Source organism: Desulfogranum marinum (assembly GCF_963675105.2).
Lineage (GTDB): Bacteria > Desulfobacterota > Desulfobulbia > Desulfobulbales > Desulfobulbaceae > Desulfogranum > Desulfogranum marinum.
Genome location: NZ_CAXXRO010000004.1, coordinates 881,680 through 895,607, shown reverse-complemented (window position 1 = coordinate 895,607; position 13,928 = coordinate 881,680). Strand labels below are relative to the sequence as shown.

The following is a 13,928-nucleotide window of genomic DNA, read 5'->3' as shown; positions in this document are numbered from 1 at the left end:
GGCAAATTGCATTACCAATCGATTAGCTAGATCTACTGGGGATTATAATATTTAAAAAAATGATCCATTATAAACTGAACTGTTTTTCGGTTGACGTGAAAATTTTCCTTCCCATCTGCAAAATAGGATTTGCCCTGCAGCATGGTGTAGATAGTTGCCATCTCAAAGGCCGGAAAGTAAAAAACATTGTCATATTTTGAGACAAATTCGTCGGCTACGGCACGCAGGGTCGACTTGGAATTACAGCTTGCACTGATCACATCCAAATCCTTACGAAACGTGGCCCACAGGTGTACCGGTGAAACCGTAATTACAATCTTACATTCCGGATTGTGGGCTGCCATCAAAGAATAAATATACTCCAGATTATCCAAATTTTCCTGGTAGCGTGATACCCTGAAACGATATCGTGACATATCCCCGCCGTTGTTAGGATACGGACCAGAGGGAAGACAGATGACACTGTCATCTTCGGTGTCCTCCCATATCTCAGTCAACCCAAGGGTAAGAATAAGGACTTCCGCCCTTTTCAAAACCCGCCGCGATGCTGCAACATGGGCCGCAAAATCAACCTGCGCTTCCTCAAGAGAATCGTAGAGCATTATCCGCCGGTAAGGGTCCTGCACCCTATCTTCTCCAGGTACTTTCCACCACCTGAGTTGTGGCGTAAAACGGTCAAAGGTATAGGCAAAAATCTGGCGCATTGAAAAAGAGTTATAGGTGCGTTCCCAGGCCGCACTTGCATGGGCCGAGGCAGGATTATCACGTTCCTCAACTATATAATTGTACCCCTGCTGCACCAAAACCTTCTTGATCTCACGAGCAAAGCAGGAGCCCATCGAGACGATAGCCGTTTGTTTATCAATCCGAAGAGCTATACCATCAGGACAGGGAAAATTACCGTCTACAGGAGGATTTTTATACGAACCCGGCCAGACCTGCCACTGTAAAAAATCATGAAAAGGATGTACCTCAGAACGTGCCATGCATAATTCCAGTAATTATTTCAATGAGAGAGGGTCCCGGTTTGAGCAGGACGGACAACGTAATAACGATAATAACCAACTATATTGCTGCTCAGAAAAAGACATTCAAGCAATACTGCAGTGGGGGAATGGGCTAAAATATTATGCGTAAGCCAGAAACAGGTACCTAGAAACATTATTTCACGCATGCGACGATCTGTGCTGCAAAACGATCCCACTGTATTGCAAATGGCCCCGGTACAACTGAGTAAACTCAGCACGCCGCTATACGTGACGATCCCAATAAGCAGAGAGCAACAGACAAAAACCGACATTGCCTTCTTCGAGGTCGTAAAATAACTGGTCACAAAACGAATACCGGCCAGGAGCCCAAGGCCTGCAGCGGTCCAATGCTCCAACAAAACAAAATGAAGAGAAATGAGAGAAGAAGAAATAATCAGGCAAACAAGGATATGTTTTCTTCCTTTCCCTTGGAAAGAAAGCAGGTCTGTACATATCGCCATCCCGACCAATATCTGGGACAAGAGAAAAGGCGTCATGGCATCTCAAAACAAAAAATACAATTTTTCTTCAACTGTTTATCTCCGATAGATAAAAAACAATCACGCATCAAGCGTACTCTTTTTTCTCTGTACAGGCAAAACGAACCAAAGCCTGGTCTCCATCCCTATAACCGTAACCCGCCCTGCACGTTTTCTGCAAAATATGTTTCCAGCAGCACCTGCCGCACTTTGTTCCGTGATGTCTCCATTACTAAAAGAGGATACAGGTCTTCGGGTAATTTTGCGCCCCAATAATATTTTCGCAGACAATTCGTTACATACTCCTCCAGCAAACTATCATCTTTGGCCTCAGCCTTTGGCACCAGATCCCATAATCCGGTATGCTTGAGCCCATAAAATGTTTCACCAAAATCATCCTTTCCAATATCACCGGTAAAAAGCAGGAGTGCATTGTAAAAGCGTTCTTCCAGCTCCGGTGAAGGAACAATAAAATTACGGGTTATTTTTCCTTTTGCAAACATATCCAAGACAATCAGCAACAAAAGGGGGGCATGGGGAGCACGGTAGTTGCTGGGCAAAGCCCACTTATCATTATCACCACCGACAGGTAGTTGTGCAAATAATTGCAGGTAGTAGTCAATCATGCCGCACATGATTTACAATCCTTTATAAATACCCTTCTTTGAGCCAATATACCATACCGGTAAAACAAGACCGTATGATGACTTGACCATCCCCAGCCTTTATTTCTCATCAACTTTAACTGCATGACTCTAAAATTACTTGTTTTTTAAAAAATGACTCAATATTCATGAAAAATCCGGGCGAAGACAAACAGACCGTTGCTGAATGTAGTCGAAGTTTGTAATCATACTATTTAATACAATATTCATGAGAATGCGGGTCAAGAGCAATCAACGCTATAAACGGTTCATGACAAACAAACTGCGAATTACTCGAGAAGAGAGAAGCTGGATACTCTACGATGTAGGCAACTCAGCCTTTGTCCTGGTGATGGTTACCGCTATCATGCCATTATTCTTTAAAGAGTTTGCTGCAGCAGGCCAACCGGATGCTGTGGCCACAGCAAACTGGGGTTTCGCCAATTCAGCAGCTTCACTGATACTCGCCCTGCTCGCTCCAGTCCTTGGTGCTCTGGCTGACTACCGCGACAGAAAAAAAATCTTTTTCACCACCTTTCTCTTCCTCGGACTCCTCTTCACCCTGGGGTTACCGTTTATTCAGAAGGGACAATGGCTCCTCTGCCTGCTCCTGTTTATAGGTGCGCGGGTCGGTTGGGCCGGGGCAAACATTTTCTATGATGCCTTTCTCACAGACGTTACCTCTCCCAAGAGAATGGATAGTATTTCTGCAAGAGGGTTTGCGTGGGGATATATCGGAAGCGTAATCCCTTTTCTTGCCATTATCGGCCTGATATTACATGCTACGGATGACACCGGAGGCCTACCCGCACAGGAAACAAAAATAGGATTTATAATCGTCGCCCTGTGGTGGTTGCTGCTTTCTGTACCTGCTTTAAAACACCTTCGCCAAACCCATTACCTTCCACCGGTAGCGGCACCAGTGACCGACAGTTTACGACGCCTGGCTCGGACGTTTCGCCAAATCCGCCGTCATCGGCAGATTTTCCTTTTTTTAAGTGCCTATTTTTTCTACATAGACGGTGTCGGTACCATTATCAGCATGTCAACCGCCTATGGGAGTGACCTTGGATTTGGGCCAACAATGTTGATTGTCATGTTACTGTTCATCCAGGTTGTAGCCTTTCCTTGTACCTTGCTGTACGGCAGACTTGCCAAATATTTCTCGACTAAAACCATGCTGCTTGCAGGTATCAGTGTCTATACCCTGGTCACCCTGCTCGCCTTCTTCCTCCCTGCTATACACAACCTTTTCTGGAAAACCGCAACCTTCTGGTGCATTGCCTTTTTAGTCGCTTCTTCCATGGGTGGCATTCAGGCCCTGAGCAGAAGCTATTACGGAAAACTGCTCCCAGCAAAACAAAGCGCAGAATTCTTTGGCTTTTACAATGTCTTTGGTAAATTTGCCGCAATCAGCGGACCTTTCTTAATGGGCCTTGTTGGACGCTTAACGGGCGACACCAGATGGGGAGTATTATGTATTTTAGCCCTGTTTGTGATCGGTGGTTTGCTGCTTAAACAGATCGAAGAACCGCCGGAGTAGCTCATTGCACTGTAAAAAGCCTTTCTCTGTACTATTTATACCAAAGCTGACACTAAAAGAGTGTATGCTGAAACTGCCATTACCGCCAACAGGAATCAACCCGGATTTCTCATCAATAAAGATTTTTGCAGGGCAAGGCACAAACCACGCAGCAGACAGCGAAGACTCCGGTAGTAAACTACCGCAAGTGGTTTATAAGGTAGACCCTGCGGAAAAAGCTATTGACTCGAAGAGGGACGTTTTTGATTGAAAACGAAAAACAGACCACTAATTGTAATGGTTACTCTTTAAGCAATAATATCAATTAATTGAGTTTAAAAACAAAAAGTTCATGAAAAATTCAGGTAGAACCATCAAAGAGGACAAAAGCATTGACCACCTTTGAAAGATTGTATCTCCCTCATATATTTCTTTTTACCCTGCTCGCTGGTATCCTGTTACTCCCTTACCAGCAAGGTGCGGCGGCACAACTTGGAAATACTGCACCAAAAACGGCATCTCAGCAAGTAACAACCACGGATACAGGCACGGTCACGGATATGATGGCCGGTCTCAGTGACGAACAGGTAAGGAAACTGCTCATCCAGGAACTCCAAAAAGATGCTCAATCTCTGCAGCCTGAAGGGACAAACATAAAAGGACCGGGAAGCCTGTTCCATCACCTCCTGAAAACACTTTCGCAAAAGCATGACCAAGAGGAAAGCCAGTTCAGAACGCTCTGGTCCGGAGCTCCAAAAATCCTCCCTGATCTGGAACACGTCTTTATCAAGCTATGTCCCTTTGGAACCGTTGCAGGCGCAACACAAAGTGCTCTGTGGGTGCTTTTCTTCATCTCCATAGGATTTATCGTGGAAGCCCTATGCAGATTTTTTTTCCTCTCAAAATATTTCATAGCTGCGCCGGAGGTGAACACTACAAACATAAAGGGCGTTGAAAAGCTCCTTGCAGCTGCTCTGCAAGTATTACCCAGCGCATTGGGAGTCCTTATTTTTTTTGGCTCGGCTTACTTTTCCTTCATGTTCTTCATCTGGACGGATTCTTCGTACGTTCAGTTCTTTTTTCTTGCAACCTTGATTGCGATTACCATTATCAGGACAATCAATATTCTTTCTCATATTATTTTTTCCCCTAAATATAAAATATTTCGTCTTTTTCCTGCTGATTGTGCGGTAGCAAAAACTGCTCACCGTCTAATGACGGGAGCCTTCAGTTACATAACCATCACCCTGATGCTGGCCGTTACTCTCCGCCGGCTTGAGGCTGATATAGCGACAGTAAGGCTCCTGCAGCTCTTCAGCGTCAGTCTGCTGCTTCTTACAACTGCCATCACGGTTGTTGTTATCAGAAAAAAAGTCCGTGACCATATCCTCAAAAACAACAACCAGCAAAACGGTCCCCCTTCCTGGGGCCGAAAACAGTTCGCTGCTCTCTGGCACATTTTAGCTATCACCTACCTCATCCTTCTCTGGTTTCTGCTCCTGAACGACCTGGCCGACCCAAGCTTCAGCCGAAGGGGTGCATTTATTCCAAGCTTCTTCATTGTTCCATTGTGGATAGTGGCAGACAGACTTGTTCAGTGGCTGGTACTCTATACCATGAAAGCTCTTCATATTGACCAGGAAAGCTCTCCCTCAGTTCCGTTAAAAAATGACCAAGAACGCCTGCATCGCCAAAAGAGCCGAGAACTGTATAAAAAAACGCAAAGCGTTGCGCGGGGTGGCCTGGTGATCCTCATGATGGTCTGGATAGCAAACCTCTGGGACATCCGTATCCCTCTTTTTTCAGAACTGGCCGCTATCATGCTGGATACAATCATCATCATGGCACTGGCAATTTTTCTATGGCAGTTTATCAGCAGCTGGATTGAGCGTAAAATTGAAGAATCTATTCCAGAAGGTGAGGAAGACGTGGAAAGCAGTGATGACGAGTGGGGGAGTGCAGCTTCACGAGGCCGCGCCTACACTTTGCTGCCCATGGTACGCAAATTTATCGGCACCATTCTGGTCGTTATGGTAAGCATGACAGTGCTCTCTTCTTCCGGGGTTGATATAGCGCCACTGCTAGCCGGTGCAGGAGTGATAGGCCTTGCAATCGGCTTTGGTGCCCAAAAACTGGTTGCCGATATGTTTTCCGGGTTCTTTTATCTGCTTGATGATGCCTTTCGGGTGGGAGAGTATATTGAAGCGGGTACAGTCTCCGGCACAGTGGAAACGATAACCTTACGCAACGCCATGATAAGGCACCACAGAGGTATGCTGCAGATTGTCCCCCACTCTGACCTTGGCGCTATCACCAACTATATGCGCGGCGGTATTATAGTTAAATTCAACCTTGATTTCCCCTATGATGCGCCGATAGATAAGATTCGTAAAATCATTAAAAAAGTCGGCCAGAAAATGCTCGAAAACGAAGAGTATGGGAAAGATTTTATCAGACCGCTCAAATCGCAGGGAGTTCGGGCAATAACCAATTCCGTGATGACGATCAGAGTCAAATTCACCGCCCAGCCCGGCACCCATTTTGTGATCCGACGAGAAGCCTATCGCCTTATCAGCGAAGCACTCAATGCCCAGGGAATTCACTATGCTCATCGTAAGGTTATTGTTGACCTGCCTGAATTTACCCAGGAAAGAGAGCAGATCACCCCGGAAGTCCAACACCAAATTTCCAAAGCTGCCGGAGCCGCTGCCATGCGCTCGACAGAAGATGCTGGAAAAAATACTGAGCAATCCAAGCAAGAAACTTTCGACGATTTATGATGAACTGCTCAGCAAAATGCGAACCTTTCGAGCAACTACCTGAGGAGTGACAGTTTTTTGGATAAAATCAATATTTTCTGGTAACTGTTCAGCAAAATGTGGCGAACAGGCCAGTATACAAGACAGCCTTATAGGGTAAAAAAATTAAAAGCTGTTACCTGCTGGCGATCACCGATTTTATCACTCTGCCGGCTCCTTGGAGGAGCAGCTCAACCGGGACCCCATTTTCGACCACGATCCGTCCAGTGCGTAGGGTGAGATAGCACAGCGCATCCACGCGGAACCCGATGCCTGAAATTGGTGGATGCGCTACACTCATCGCATCTTTATCGTGCTGCCAACGTCGCTTTTATCTCTTCGTAACTAATCACCTGAATCTCAGCCTCACTGTTTTTTGACTTTACCTTGACAGGTACCGTACTTCCTTTTTCTAATGGCACCATCTGTGGTTCCTCTTCATTAACAAACAGTATAATAACCGGGGCCTTGACAGTATCCTCCATCCGAAATCCTTCCAAACGTGTTGTTTCCTTATCAACAACAACTGTATCGCCCTGTATTTCAATCATATTCATTTTCCTTTATCTAAAAAAATACCACATATTACGTTGCAGTTACACACATCCCGCTTTGTTCAACTGATACCATAACCGACTATAAAAAAACGTTGCTCGAAAGCCACTCATTAGCAATGTAACAAATCACTCAATGGCCTCTTGAGTAATCGCATTTACTGCTAATCGCGGAGTTATGCTCAAAATTTACCCTTAGAGGTAAAAACAACGCGAAAAGCGGCAACAGCAACCAGCCTGCCTGCCTGCCTGACGTTGAAAAACTCGGCTTTTTTTACTGTTTTATTTGAAATATAAAAAGCCAAATGAAGAAGGGTGGTGGAAATTCGGGTACGGAAGCTCAACCGGTGCCCATGTCAACCAGTGCGGGTGTGAGGTATTATCAGCACACTTATAAAAATTGACCCGCCAAAAAGATTGCGTGGCCGGCTTAACCACATCACAATATTTTTTCAGCAAAACAAGAGGAACTCTATACGCAACGGTCCACACCACAAAATTTTTTATTTCGGGATCAACTCTTTTGGGTAACGAATGCGCTACAGCTATTTGGTTGCATTCGTTTACAGGCATAATGATTCGTTTTTTCCCCGGTGCCTTTTGAAAATGAAAAAGCATGGTTCCGCCACAATTCATTTCAATATTAAAGTAGCCTTGGGAAACGTCTGGACCAGGTGTGAAAAAGAATTCGACACAACTATCTTTATACACATCATCCTGATGTGACCGAGCGACTGCGCGAACATATCTGTCTTCGACGCGAAAGAGCAGATATATTGCCATACTGTCGTAAGCAACCTTCACCTCCACCCCCGGGAAATGAACGGGTTTGTTTCCCATGTGGTTTTGCATCAGGTTGGATGAAAGGTCTTTCCAGGGAAACGCATCCCACGATGAGTCTTCAATGGAAAAAGGCGCTTGTACTTTTGTAGCAACAGCGTGATTGGTTATCGGCACGTTCTTTCGCCCTGTCCAGTAGTCGGTAAGAGGAGTATTTTTTTCAACCTATCCCCCGTCTTACCCTTTATAGACGTTGAACAAGAACTACACGTAAGTAGCTGTCAGTGAATTTTCTTTATCAATGCAGTAAAATACCCACCGGCTTGGAGCAAATGAGATTCGTACCAGGCAAACATTTCTCCATCTACCAATTCAATTTTTGCTCCCGGCACAATCTGCTGAAACTCTTTTTTATGTTTTTCTGCAAAGGGAAAAGGTTCTGACGAAAGCAAAATGAGTTCCGGGTTCAACCCCTTTATGGTTTCAGCTGTTACAACAGGATAACGTGCGTCTCCATCAGTAATGCAGTTTTCGAAACCACATACTTCAAGCATCGAGTTAACAAAAGTATCCCGACTCACACACATGTAAGGATCTTTCCAAATCAGATACAACGCCTTCATCTTTTTTGCTCTTTTCGGGATTACTGCAAAATCGGCTTGAATCGTCTTGACCATTTCACGCGCTTTTGCTTCGCATCCTGTAATCTTACCCGTTTTCACAATATTGTTGTAGGCGTCTTCCACGTTTCTGATTTTGGACACATACACACAATATTTTTCCATTAAAGCTTCGATTTGCGCCTGATCGTTCTCCTCCTCGTTTGCCAAAATCAAATCTGGTTTAAGCCATGCGATTTTCTCTTCGTCCAGGCTTTTAGGCCCGCCGATATTGGGTAATCGTTGTATTTTTTGTTCAGGATATCTGCAAAACCGGGTACGCGAAACCACCCTGTCTCCCAGCCCTAAATCAAATAAAAACTCGGTGGTTGATGGAACAGCCGAAATAATTCTTTGCGGGGGAAAAGGAACCGTAATTTCTTGCCCCAAATCATCGGTTACTTGTATACAATCACTCATTGTTCTATATCATTTCCTTTGTAATAGCGTACAAACCGCGCGCTCCCCATATCTTCCCAACCTGTAAAGAGCCATTGACTGCTCAGGTTTGCATTGATACCTCGACATCCTGAGGCCTCAGCCATTGGGAGCCCCTGCTCCTCCACAACCATTACAGCTCATTTTTACATTATTTTGTGCCCTTATTTCTTTTCTGCTTGGTCATGAATGGCCTCCTCAAGAATTGTTATTTCACTCTTAAGAAAGTGTCCACTAAATTCCCACCACATCAGAAAAAACCGGAACATACCCCGTGGTCACTCATCGTTGCTAACTCAGATAGGGGGGAGCAACCTTATGCGGAAGAGGTAACTGCTTTGCCGTGGCATAGGTCGCAGGTGGCTGGATTGCCGTAGAATGAGCAATTTGTTTACTTTTTTGAAGTTGCCTCTTTTTTCTTGTTTGAGGATGCCGGCAAGTACGTGCTGGCCGTACTGCCACTGAAAACGCAGCAACCATATCAAACTAAAAAAACGTTGTTCGCTCTAACCCAAGGCGCCTTGGGTTAGAGTTGTGTAATGGTCAGCCAGCGTCTACTGCAGCAAATTAAGCAGTTTGCCGGCAGCTTCTTTGCTTAACAGGTTGTTCCAGGGTGCGTTTTCCTCGGCCAAAAGTGCTTCCGTATTTTGCAATGGGAGAGGAATATCACCAAAGAGATTCTTAAAACTAGTAAGTTCAGCATCTGAAAAGGCCGATGCGCTGTTTATATCCAACATCGCATTCTGCTTTTGCCCCAGCTCAGCATAGGCTACCCCCCTGACCAGGTGCGCTATTCCCCGGTTGTTGTTTTTGATGAGGGCGGATGTCAGGTCTTTAATAGCATTTTCGTACTCCCCAAGTGCAGCAAGCGCTACCCCACGGTAATACGCAGCTCTTTCGTGTTCGGCATCTTGCTCAAGTATACGGGTAAAATCTTCCTTTGCCTCATGATATTTACCCAGAGCCATTTGAGCAGCACCTCTGCTCAACCAAACATCAATCGTGTCACACCCACTCTGCTCGGCACGTGTAAAGGCAGCTATACTTTTCTTTAATTGACCGGAAGCAAAAAGAATCTTGGCCTGTCGTAAGTGTTCGGCTTTGTCCATCAGGCACCTCAATTAGTAAAGAATATTATTATCAACAACCTTTACTAAAAGTATAGGCATTCAATCATCTTTTGCCTGGAATATTTCTCTGTATTGGTTCAGTGCATATTACAGGGGAATCAGGACAGTAAAAACAGAGTAAGACAACGCAAGGAACACTTTACTGGAAACACACGTTTTGTGCACATTGTCATACCAACTCATTTACCACTTTCATAACCCATGGATATGCAATCCTCTCTTGCTCAAGCCTTAAAGCATTCGAGAAAACATTTTCCACCAGAAGCTCGTAGACATCCAACTCGCCTTGATTAAGGTGATTCAAACTCCGTCTAGTTGGTTTACTCTCCTGGCCCCACAGCGATTGATGAGCCATCAATGTTTCCCTGTCCATCAAAAAAGAGCTGGTTTGAGGGAAATATGAGCGAAGCTGATCAAGCATTACATAACCATGGGTATCAATATCGCCCCAGTAATAGATTTTTTTGCCCTCTAACCATTGAATATGTACCAACCGATCTAATCCGAAACCCATTCCAAAGATAATAATGGAGCGTGTCACATCTGGAAATGCCAAGCCATTAATTTCATTTTCGGTAATGAAAACCCTGTCTATGTCGAGATGTAAATTAAGAAACTCAGATACAGGTATTTGGAGATCCGACATTCCTGCAATATAGTGGACACCCTGCCAACTTGATATCTAGTAACATTGTCATGATATAGGCTAGAAAATAGGACAATCTGGCAATTTTATTTTGTCAATTATTTCAGTATACTGGAGACATAAGGAAACAAGACAATTACTTGTTATGTGTACCAACGATTTATCAATCATAGCCCTGAGGAGTTAAATATATGAGTATTAAGTCAGGATCATGCCTATGTGGTGAAGTCAATTTCGAAATAGAAGGCGATTTTGATAATTTCTATCTTTGCCATTGTAGTCGGTGCCGAAAAGATACTGGCTCGGCTCATGGTGCTAATCTTTTTTCTCCTTCTGCAAAGTTGAAATGGTTATCAGGACAGAATAAAATCACAAATTTTACTTTGCCTTCAACTCGACACAAAAAATCATTTTGCTCAATTTGTGGATCCGCACTTCCAAATATTCAATTTGAAGGGGAACTTCTGGTGGTTCCTGCTGGAAGCCTTGATTGTGATATTCCCATAACTCCAACCGCTCACATTTTTGTTTCCAGCAAAGCAAATTGGGATAAAGATCTTCATAAATTACCTATGATAGAGACTTTGCCTCAATAAGCGTAAAACCACATAAAAAAAGCTATTCAGCCGACGCAAAAAGCGGCGCGGCTGAATAGCAGCGTTAATATATCCACATCGAAGGCTTGAACATCCAGCGAGCACCTCTGTTTTACATAATTCCTGTGCAGATCACACACTCCGCTCTTCTGTACCCTCCTCATTAAAAGCCTACCTACCTAATCATCACAAATTACGGTTAAAGACAGAATCGTTGACAGGTTAATGTTTCACCAGTTTTTACCTGCAAGCTTAACCGAACAAAACATTTTGTATATTTTTAGGATGATGGACTGACAGTACAAGCTGTTGTTATGATAATCCTGACTATTCTCTATACAGGGACAGGAATAATGTAATATCTTGGAATTTCGAACAAAGACAGATAGTTGAATTGGCAATATTAACTTTTAGTTCAAGTGCTGCTGCATTTTGCCGAAGGCCAGAAGTGCAGTGTAGGTGAAACGAGTAGCGGCTACCTGAAGCGCTTCAGTAGGCCACAAGTATACTTTTATGAATATTTTACGAGATCGCTCTTTCAAGAAAAGACAGCCTCGCCGCAGGCGAGTCTATTCTTCCGATCCAATGACGTTGTTATCCCACCTATTCCGTGGACTAGATTGCGGTGTAAGGTCAAGGCCTCCAGGAAATTCGAAGCTGTTTGACACCGAATTCCTTTGCGGCTTCAACATCTAAGCCCATGTAAACGTCAACTCGCTTCGTGAAGCGAGCTGCAGTCTTGTCAAGAACTACATATTTTCCATGCAGGCCCTCGATCTTCAGAGCGGTACCGCGTGTGAGCCCCTCGTCCAATAGGTCACGCGACACTGCGACGACCTTCATTCCAGGCTTCAACTCGTCTTCCCATGCGGCGACCGTTGGTTGGGAATTGGTTTGTGATGGTACTGAGTTGTACGCCGAAACGGTGACAATCATCGAACGTTCGGGTTTGTTTGATCCGCACGCGGAGACGCACACGGCAATTATCGCTACCGCGCCCCAGAAGAACACAACCGGACTCAATGGCTGTCTTTCAATCATGGCGTAGATACCCCTTTCCTGGCGGCGAAGCCGCCAGGAACAAGTAATTATGTAGAAACTGCATAACTTACGATTTGTAATATTATATAGAAATAATATCTGCTAGACAATATAAAAGATTGCACGACGGTATTGTGCGGTCGCAGAGCCAAGATTTGCACTGGCAGGGCTAAGCTGTTTTCAGCCTGACAGGGTGGATATGTTTCCTGTCTATATTCCAGGGGAATTGTCGTATCGTCCAGTAAAAGAAATCCCCACGTCCTCAAGCGGAACTTAACTTTATCTGTACAAATCTTCACCATACGTATGCCTACAACCATAGACTGTGCCTTGATGATACACATACGAAATTTCTCCTGAGGAGGTGCCAGAACGATAGTTCTGTGTGATAGGTTATTACTCGTCGACAGAGGAGTGCACGCCTTTCGGGGCGTTGTGCAAGAAACCTCAATGTGACCATATCGGGGGGTGGGCAAAAATAGCCTACTTAAAAGTAAAAAGGCGTGTCTGTTTTTACTAAACCATCTCACTTTACCTTATTCTCACTTAATGTGGACTCAGAATTGACTTGATTGTTGGTCTGATCGTTTATCATTGCGGGCTGCTGCAATTAACCCTTTCAGGAACGATTGTCGTCAGCGCATAGCTTTTTCTAATGGCGGGCTTTTGGGACAGACATGATGGCTTCGTAATTTCTGCCACCATAGAAAATATTTAAGATGCTCACCGTCTGCTCGTCTTCATTAACGACAAAGGCTGCAATGGCTTTTTTATCGAGAGGATAGACTCTTAATTTTTCCATTAAGTCATCTCGTTTTTGGCCTCTTAAAGGCGCTGTTTCTAGTTTTTGGCATTTATCATGAAGTTTTTCAATGTACGCCCAAGCTCTTTCTGGGTACCCGCTTTGTTCTGTAATGTACTCGTAGATCCCCTCCAAATCATTGATAGCATCCGGTAACAAGTAAACATTATATGTTTTCATTAGCTTGTTTCTTTATCCGTAGCTTGTGGAGCTTCTCAATACTTTTAAAAGCACTATCAAGTGGCACAGGTTCGCCGCTTTGCGCTGAATGTGCCAAACGCTCACGAATTAAAGAAATCCTTGCTTTATGTTCTTCTTCTTTTTTATGCCATAGCCTCAGGGCTTCCCTGATGAGCTCGCTTGTTGAACCATAAGAACCCGAGCTAACCTCTTTCTTTATAGAGGCCAACATATCAGGCGGTAAAGTGATCGTAATTCTTTCGGCTTTTTCTGGTTGCATTATATAGCCTCCCGCTAAAGTATGACTTAATCATACTGGTGGTTTTGGCAGAAGTCAATATGACCATTTGAAATAAACACCGGCGGGATATTATTTCTGGGCTTGTTCAACGGAGAAAAAAGGATGTTCATATTCGACAGTAATGGGTAACTTGGAAAGAAATTCGGGCAAAAGTAGCAGGTCATTTTCAGTTGACCTATGAAGATATGCTTGCTCTTGGTCGAAGTTTATTGGAACCGACGATTTCTTTGTCGTCTAAAAATGAGGTATTAAAAAAACCTGCTGAGCAGGAAAGAACGAACTCCAATAAGAGCAAGTAGAGGATCAGGTAGTTGTTCCTGAGGAAAAACC

Annotated in this window: 17 protein-coding genes; 4 read left to right on the top strand and 13 right to left on the bottom strand. The window is 44.3% G+C overall.

The features are described 5' to 3' along the window. Positions 1-32: 32 nt before the first annotated feature. The 3 genes from ACHZCY_RS12865 to ACHZCY_RS12855 all read right to left on the bottom strand — a co-directional run bounded on the left by ACHZCY_RS12865 (position 33) and on the right by ACHZCY_RS12855 (position 2,142). On the bottom strand, positions 33-986 hold the full coding sequence (locus tag ACHZCY_RS12865) for a GSCFA domain-containing protein (protein WP_319549168.1): 954 nt from the start codon (positions 984-986) through the stop codon (positions 33-35). Between the two features lie 20 nt (positions 987-1,006). Then, positions 1,007-1,525 (bottom strand): YgjV family protein, encoded by a 519-nt coding sequence (locus ACHZCY_RS12860; RefSeq protein ID WP_319549167.1) that lies wholly within the window; start codon positions 1,523-1,525, stop codon positions 1,007-1,009. 128 nt (positions 1,526-1,653) lie between these two features. Then, positions 1,654-2,142 carry a hypothetical protein gene (locus ACHZCY_RS12855; protein ID WP_319549166.1) on the bottom strand — a complete coding sequence of 163 codons (489 nt, stop codon included), beginning with the start codon at positions 2,140-2,142 and terminating at the stop codon, positions 1,654-1,656. A 280-nt stretch (positions 2,143-2,422) separates the two neighbouring features. Between ACHZCY_RS12855 and ACHZCY_RS12850 the strand changes: the two genes are divergently transcribed. From ACHZCY_RS12850 to ACHZCY_RS12840, 3 genes are all read left to right on the top strand, one after another. Beyond that, positions 2,423-3,694 carry an MFS transporter gene (locus ACHZCY_RS12850; RefSeq protein ID WP_319549165.1) on the top strand — a complete coding sequence of 424 codons (1,272 nt, stop codon included), beginning with the start codon at positions 2,423-2,425 and terminating at the stop codon, positions 3,692-3,694. A 64-nt stretch (positions 3,695-3,758) separates the two neighbouring features. After that, the gene (locus ACHZCY_RS12845; RefSeq protein WP_319549164.1) at positions 3,759-3,944 is read left to right on the top strand and encodes a hypothetical protein; all 186 of its coding nucleotides are present in this window, start codon (positions 3,759-3,761) and stop codon (positions 3,942-3,944) included. A gap of 121 nt (positions 3,945-4,065) precedes the next feature. Next, positions 4,066-6,453 carry a mechanosensitive ion channel family protein gene (locus ACHZCY_RS12840; protein ID WP_319549163.1) on the top strand — a complete coding sequence of 796 codons (2,388 nt, stop codon included), beginning with the start codon at positions 4,066-4,068 and terminating at the stop codon, positions 6,451-6,453. Between the two features lie 154 nt (positions 6,454-6,607). Here ACHZCY_RS12840 and ACHZCY_RS12835 read toward each other — a convergent pair whose 3' ends face one another. From ACHZCY_RS12835 to ACHZCY_RS12805, 7 genes are all read right to left on the bottom strand, one after another. Further along, complete coding sequence (locus tag ACHZCY_RS12835) at positions 6,608-6,772, bottom strand: hypothetical protein (protein ID WP_319549162.1); 165 nt, start codon at positions 6,770-6,772, stop codon at positions 6,608-6,610. Between the two features lie 7 nt (positions 6,773-6,779). Next, positions 6,780-7,022 (bottom strand): hypothetical protein, encoded by a 243-nt coding sequence (locus ACHZCY_RS12830; RefSeq protein ID WP_205222160.1) that lies wholly within the window; start codon positions 7,020-7,022, stop codon positions 6,780-6,782. 285 nt (positions 7,023-7,307) lie between these two features. Further along, complete coding sequence (locus ACHZCY_RS12825; RefSeq protein WP_319549161.1) at positions 7,308-7,982, bottom strand: carbohydrate-binding family 9-like protein; 675 nt, start codon at positions 7,980-7,982, stop codon at positions 7,308-7,310. A 104-nt stretch (positions 7,983-8,086) separates the two neighbouring features. Next, positions 8,087-8,884 (bottom strand): helical backbone metal receptor, encoded by a 798-nt coding sequence (locus tag ACHZCY_RS12820; protein ID WP_319549160.1) that lies wholly within the window; start codon positions 8,882-8,884, stop codon positions 8,087-8,089. Continuing rightward, positions 8,881-9,009, bottom strand: coding sequence for a hypothetical protein (locus tag ACHZCY_RS12815; RefSeq protein WP_269755833.1), 129 nt, complete (start codon positions 9,007-9,009; stop codon positions 8,881-8,883). The genes ACHZCY_RS12820 and ACHZCY_RS12815 overlap by 4 nt, the downstream gene beginning before the upstream one ends. A 447-nt stretch (positions 9,010-9,456) precedes the next feature. Continuing rightward, entirely contained in the window at positions 9,457-10,011 is a 555-nt protein-coding gene (locus tag ACHZCY_RS12810; RefSeq protein ID WP_205222158.1) for a tetratricopeptide repeat protein, read from the bottom strand. A gap of 190 nt (positions 10,012-10,201) precedes the next feature. Then, positions 10,202-10,678: a DUF2220 domain-containing protein gene (locus ACHZCY_RS12805; protein WP_319549159.1), complete on the bottom strand. Its 477-nt coding sequence runs from the start codon at positions 10,676-10,678 to the stop codon at positions 10,202-10,204. Between the two features lie 191 nt (positions 10,679-10,869). Between ACHZCY_RS12805 and ACHZCY_RS12800 the strand changes: the two genes are divergently transcribed. Beyond that, positions 10,870-11,274 carry a GFA family protein gene (locus ACHZCY_RS12800; RefSeq protein WP_319549158.1) on the top strand — a complete coding sequence of 135 codons (405 nt, stop codon included), beginning with the start codon at positions 10,870-10,872 and terminating at the stop codon, positions 11,272-11,274. A gap of 633 nt (positions 11,275-11,907) precedes the next feature. On the opposite strand, the gene ACHZCY_RS12795 is transcribed toward ACHZCY_RS12800, so the two are convergent. The 3 genes from ACHZCY_RS12795 to ACHZCY_RS12785 all read right to left on the bottom strand — a co-directional run bounded on the left by ACHZCY_RS12795 (position 11,908) and on the right by ACHZCY_RS12785 (position 13,577). Next, positions 11,908-12,315: a 3D domain-containing protein gene (locus tag ACHZCY_RS12795; RefSeq protein WP_319549157.1), complete on the bottom strand. Its 408-nt coding sequence runs from the start codon at positions 12,313-12,315 to the stop codon at positions 11,908-11,910. Positions 12,316-12,967: 652 nt separating this feature from the next. Beyond that, entirely contained in the window at positions 12,968-13,297 is a 330-nt protein-coding gene (locus ACHZCY_RS12790; RefSeq protein WP_319549156.1) for a type II toxin-antitoxin system RelE/ParE family toxin, read from the bottom strand. Continuing rightward, complete coding sequence (locus ACHZCY_RS12785; RefSeq protein WP_319549155.1) at positions 13,284-13,577, bottom strand: ribbon-helix-helix domain-containing protein; 294 nt, start codon at positions 13,575-13,577, stop codon at positions 13,284-13,286. Before ACHZCY_RS12785 ends, ACHZCY_RS12790 begins: the two co-directional genes overlap by 14 nt. Between the last annotated feature and the right edge of the window lie 351 nt (positions 13,578-13,928).

Excerpts from the sequence above, each read along its gene's own strand:
- ACHZCY_RS12865 (WP_319549168.1), bottom strand. The coding sequence starts at position 986 with ATGGCACGTTCTGAGGTACATCCTTTTCATGATTTTTTACAGTGGCAG.
- ACHZCY_RS12860 (WP_319549167.1), bottom strand. The coding sequence starts at position 1,525 with ATGACGCCTTTTCTCTTGTCCCAGATATTGGTCGGGATGGCGATATGT.
- ACHZCY_RS12855 (WP_319549166.1), bottom strand. The coding sequence starts at position 2,142 with ATGTGCGGCATGATTGACTACTACCTGCAATTATTTGCACAACTACCT.
- ACHZCY_RS12850 (WP_319549165.1), top strand. The coding sequence starts at position 2,423 with ATGACAAACAAACTGCGAATTACTCGAGAAGAGAGAAGCTGGATACTC.
- ACHZCY_RS12845 (WP_319549164.1), top strand. The coding sequence starts at position 3,759 with ATGCTGAAACTGCCATTACCGCCAACAGGAATCAACCCGGATTTCTCA.
- ACHZCY_RS12835 (WP_319549162.1), bottom strand. The coding sequence starts at position 6,772 with ATGAGTGTAGCGCATCCACCAATTTCAGGCATCGGGTTCCGCGTGGAT.
- ACHZCY_RS12830 (WP_205222160.1), bottom strand. The coding sequence starts at position 7,022 with ATGATTGAAATACAGGGCGATACAGTTGTTGTTGATAAGGAAACAACA.
- ACHZCY_RS12820 (WP_319549160.1), bottom strand. The coding sequence starts at position 8,884 with ATGAGTGATTGTATACAAGTAACCGATGATTTGGGGCAAGAAATTACG.
- ACHZCY_RS12815 (WP_269755833.1), bottom strand. The coding sequence starts at position 9,009 with ATGGCTGAGGCCTCAGGATGTCGAGGTATCAATGCAAACCTGAGCAGT.
- ACHZCY_RS12810 (WP_205222158.1), bottom strand. The coding sequence starts at position 10,011 with ATGGACAAAGCCGAACACTTACGACAGGCCAAGATTCTTTTTGCTTCC.
- ACHZCY_RS12805 (WP_319549159.1), bottom strand. The coding sequence starts at position 10,678 with ATGTCGGATCTCCAAATACCTGTATCTGAGTTTCTTAATTTACATCTC.
- ACHZCY_RS12800 (WP_319549158.1), top strand. The coding sequence starts at position 10,870 with ATGAGTATTAAGTCAGGATCATGCCTATGTGGTGAAGTCAATTTCGAA.
- ACHZCY_RS12795 (WP_319549157.1), bottom strand. The coding sequence starts at position 12,315 with ATGATTGAAAGACAGCCATTGAGTCCGGTTGTGTTCTTCTGGGGCGCG.
- ACHZCY_RS12790 (WP_319549156.1), bottom strand. The coding sequence starts at position 13,297 with ATGAAAACATATAATGTTTACTTGTTACCGGATGCTATCAATGATTTG.
- ACHZCY_RS12785 (WP_319549155.1), bottom strand. The coding sequence starts at position 13,577 with ATGCAACCAGAAAAAGCCGAAAGAATTACGATCACTTTACCGCCTGAT.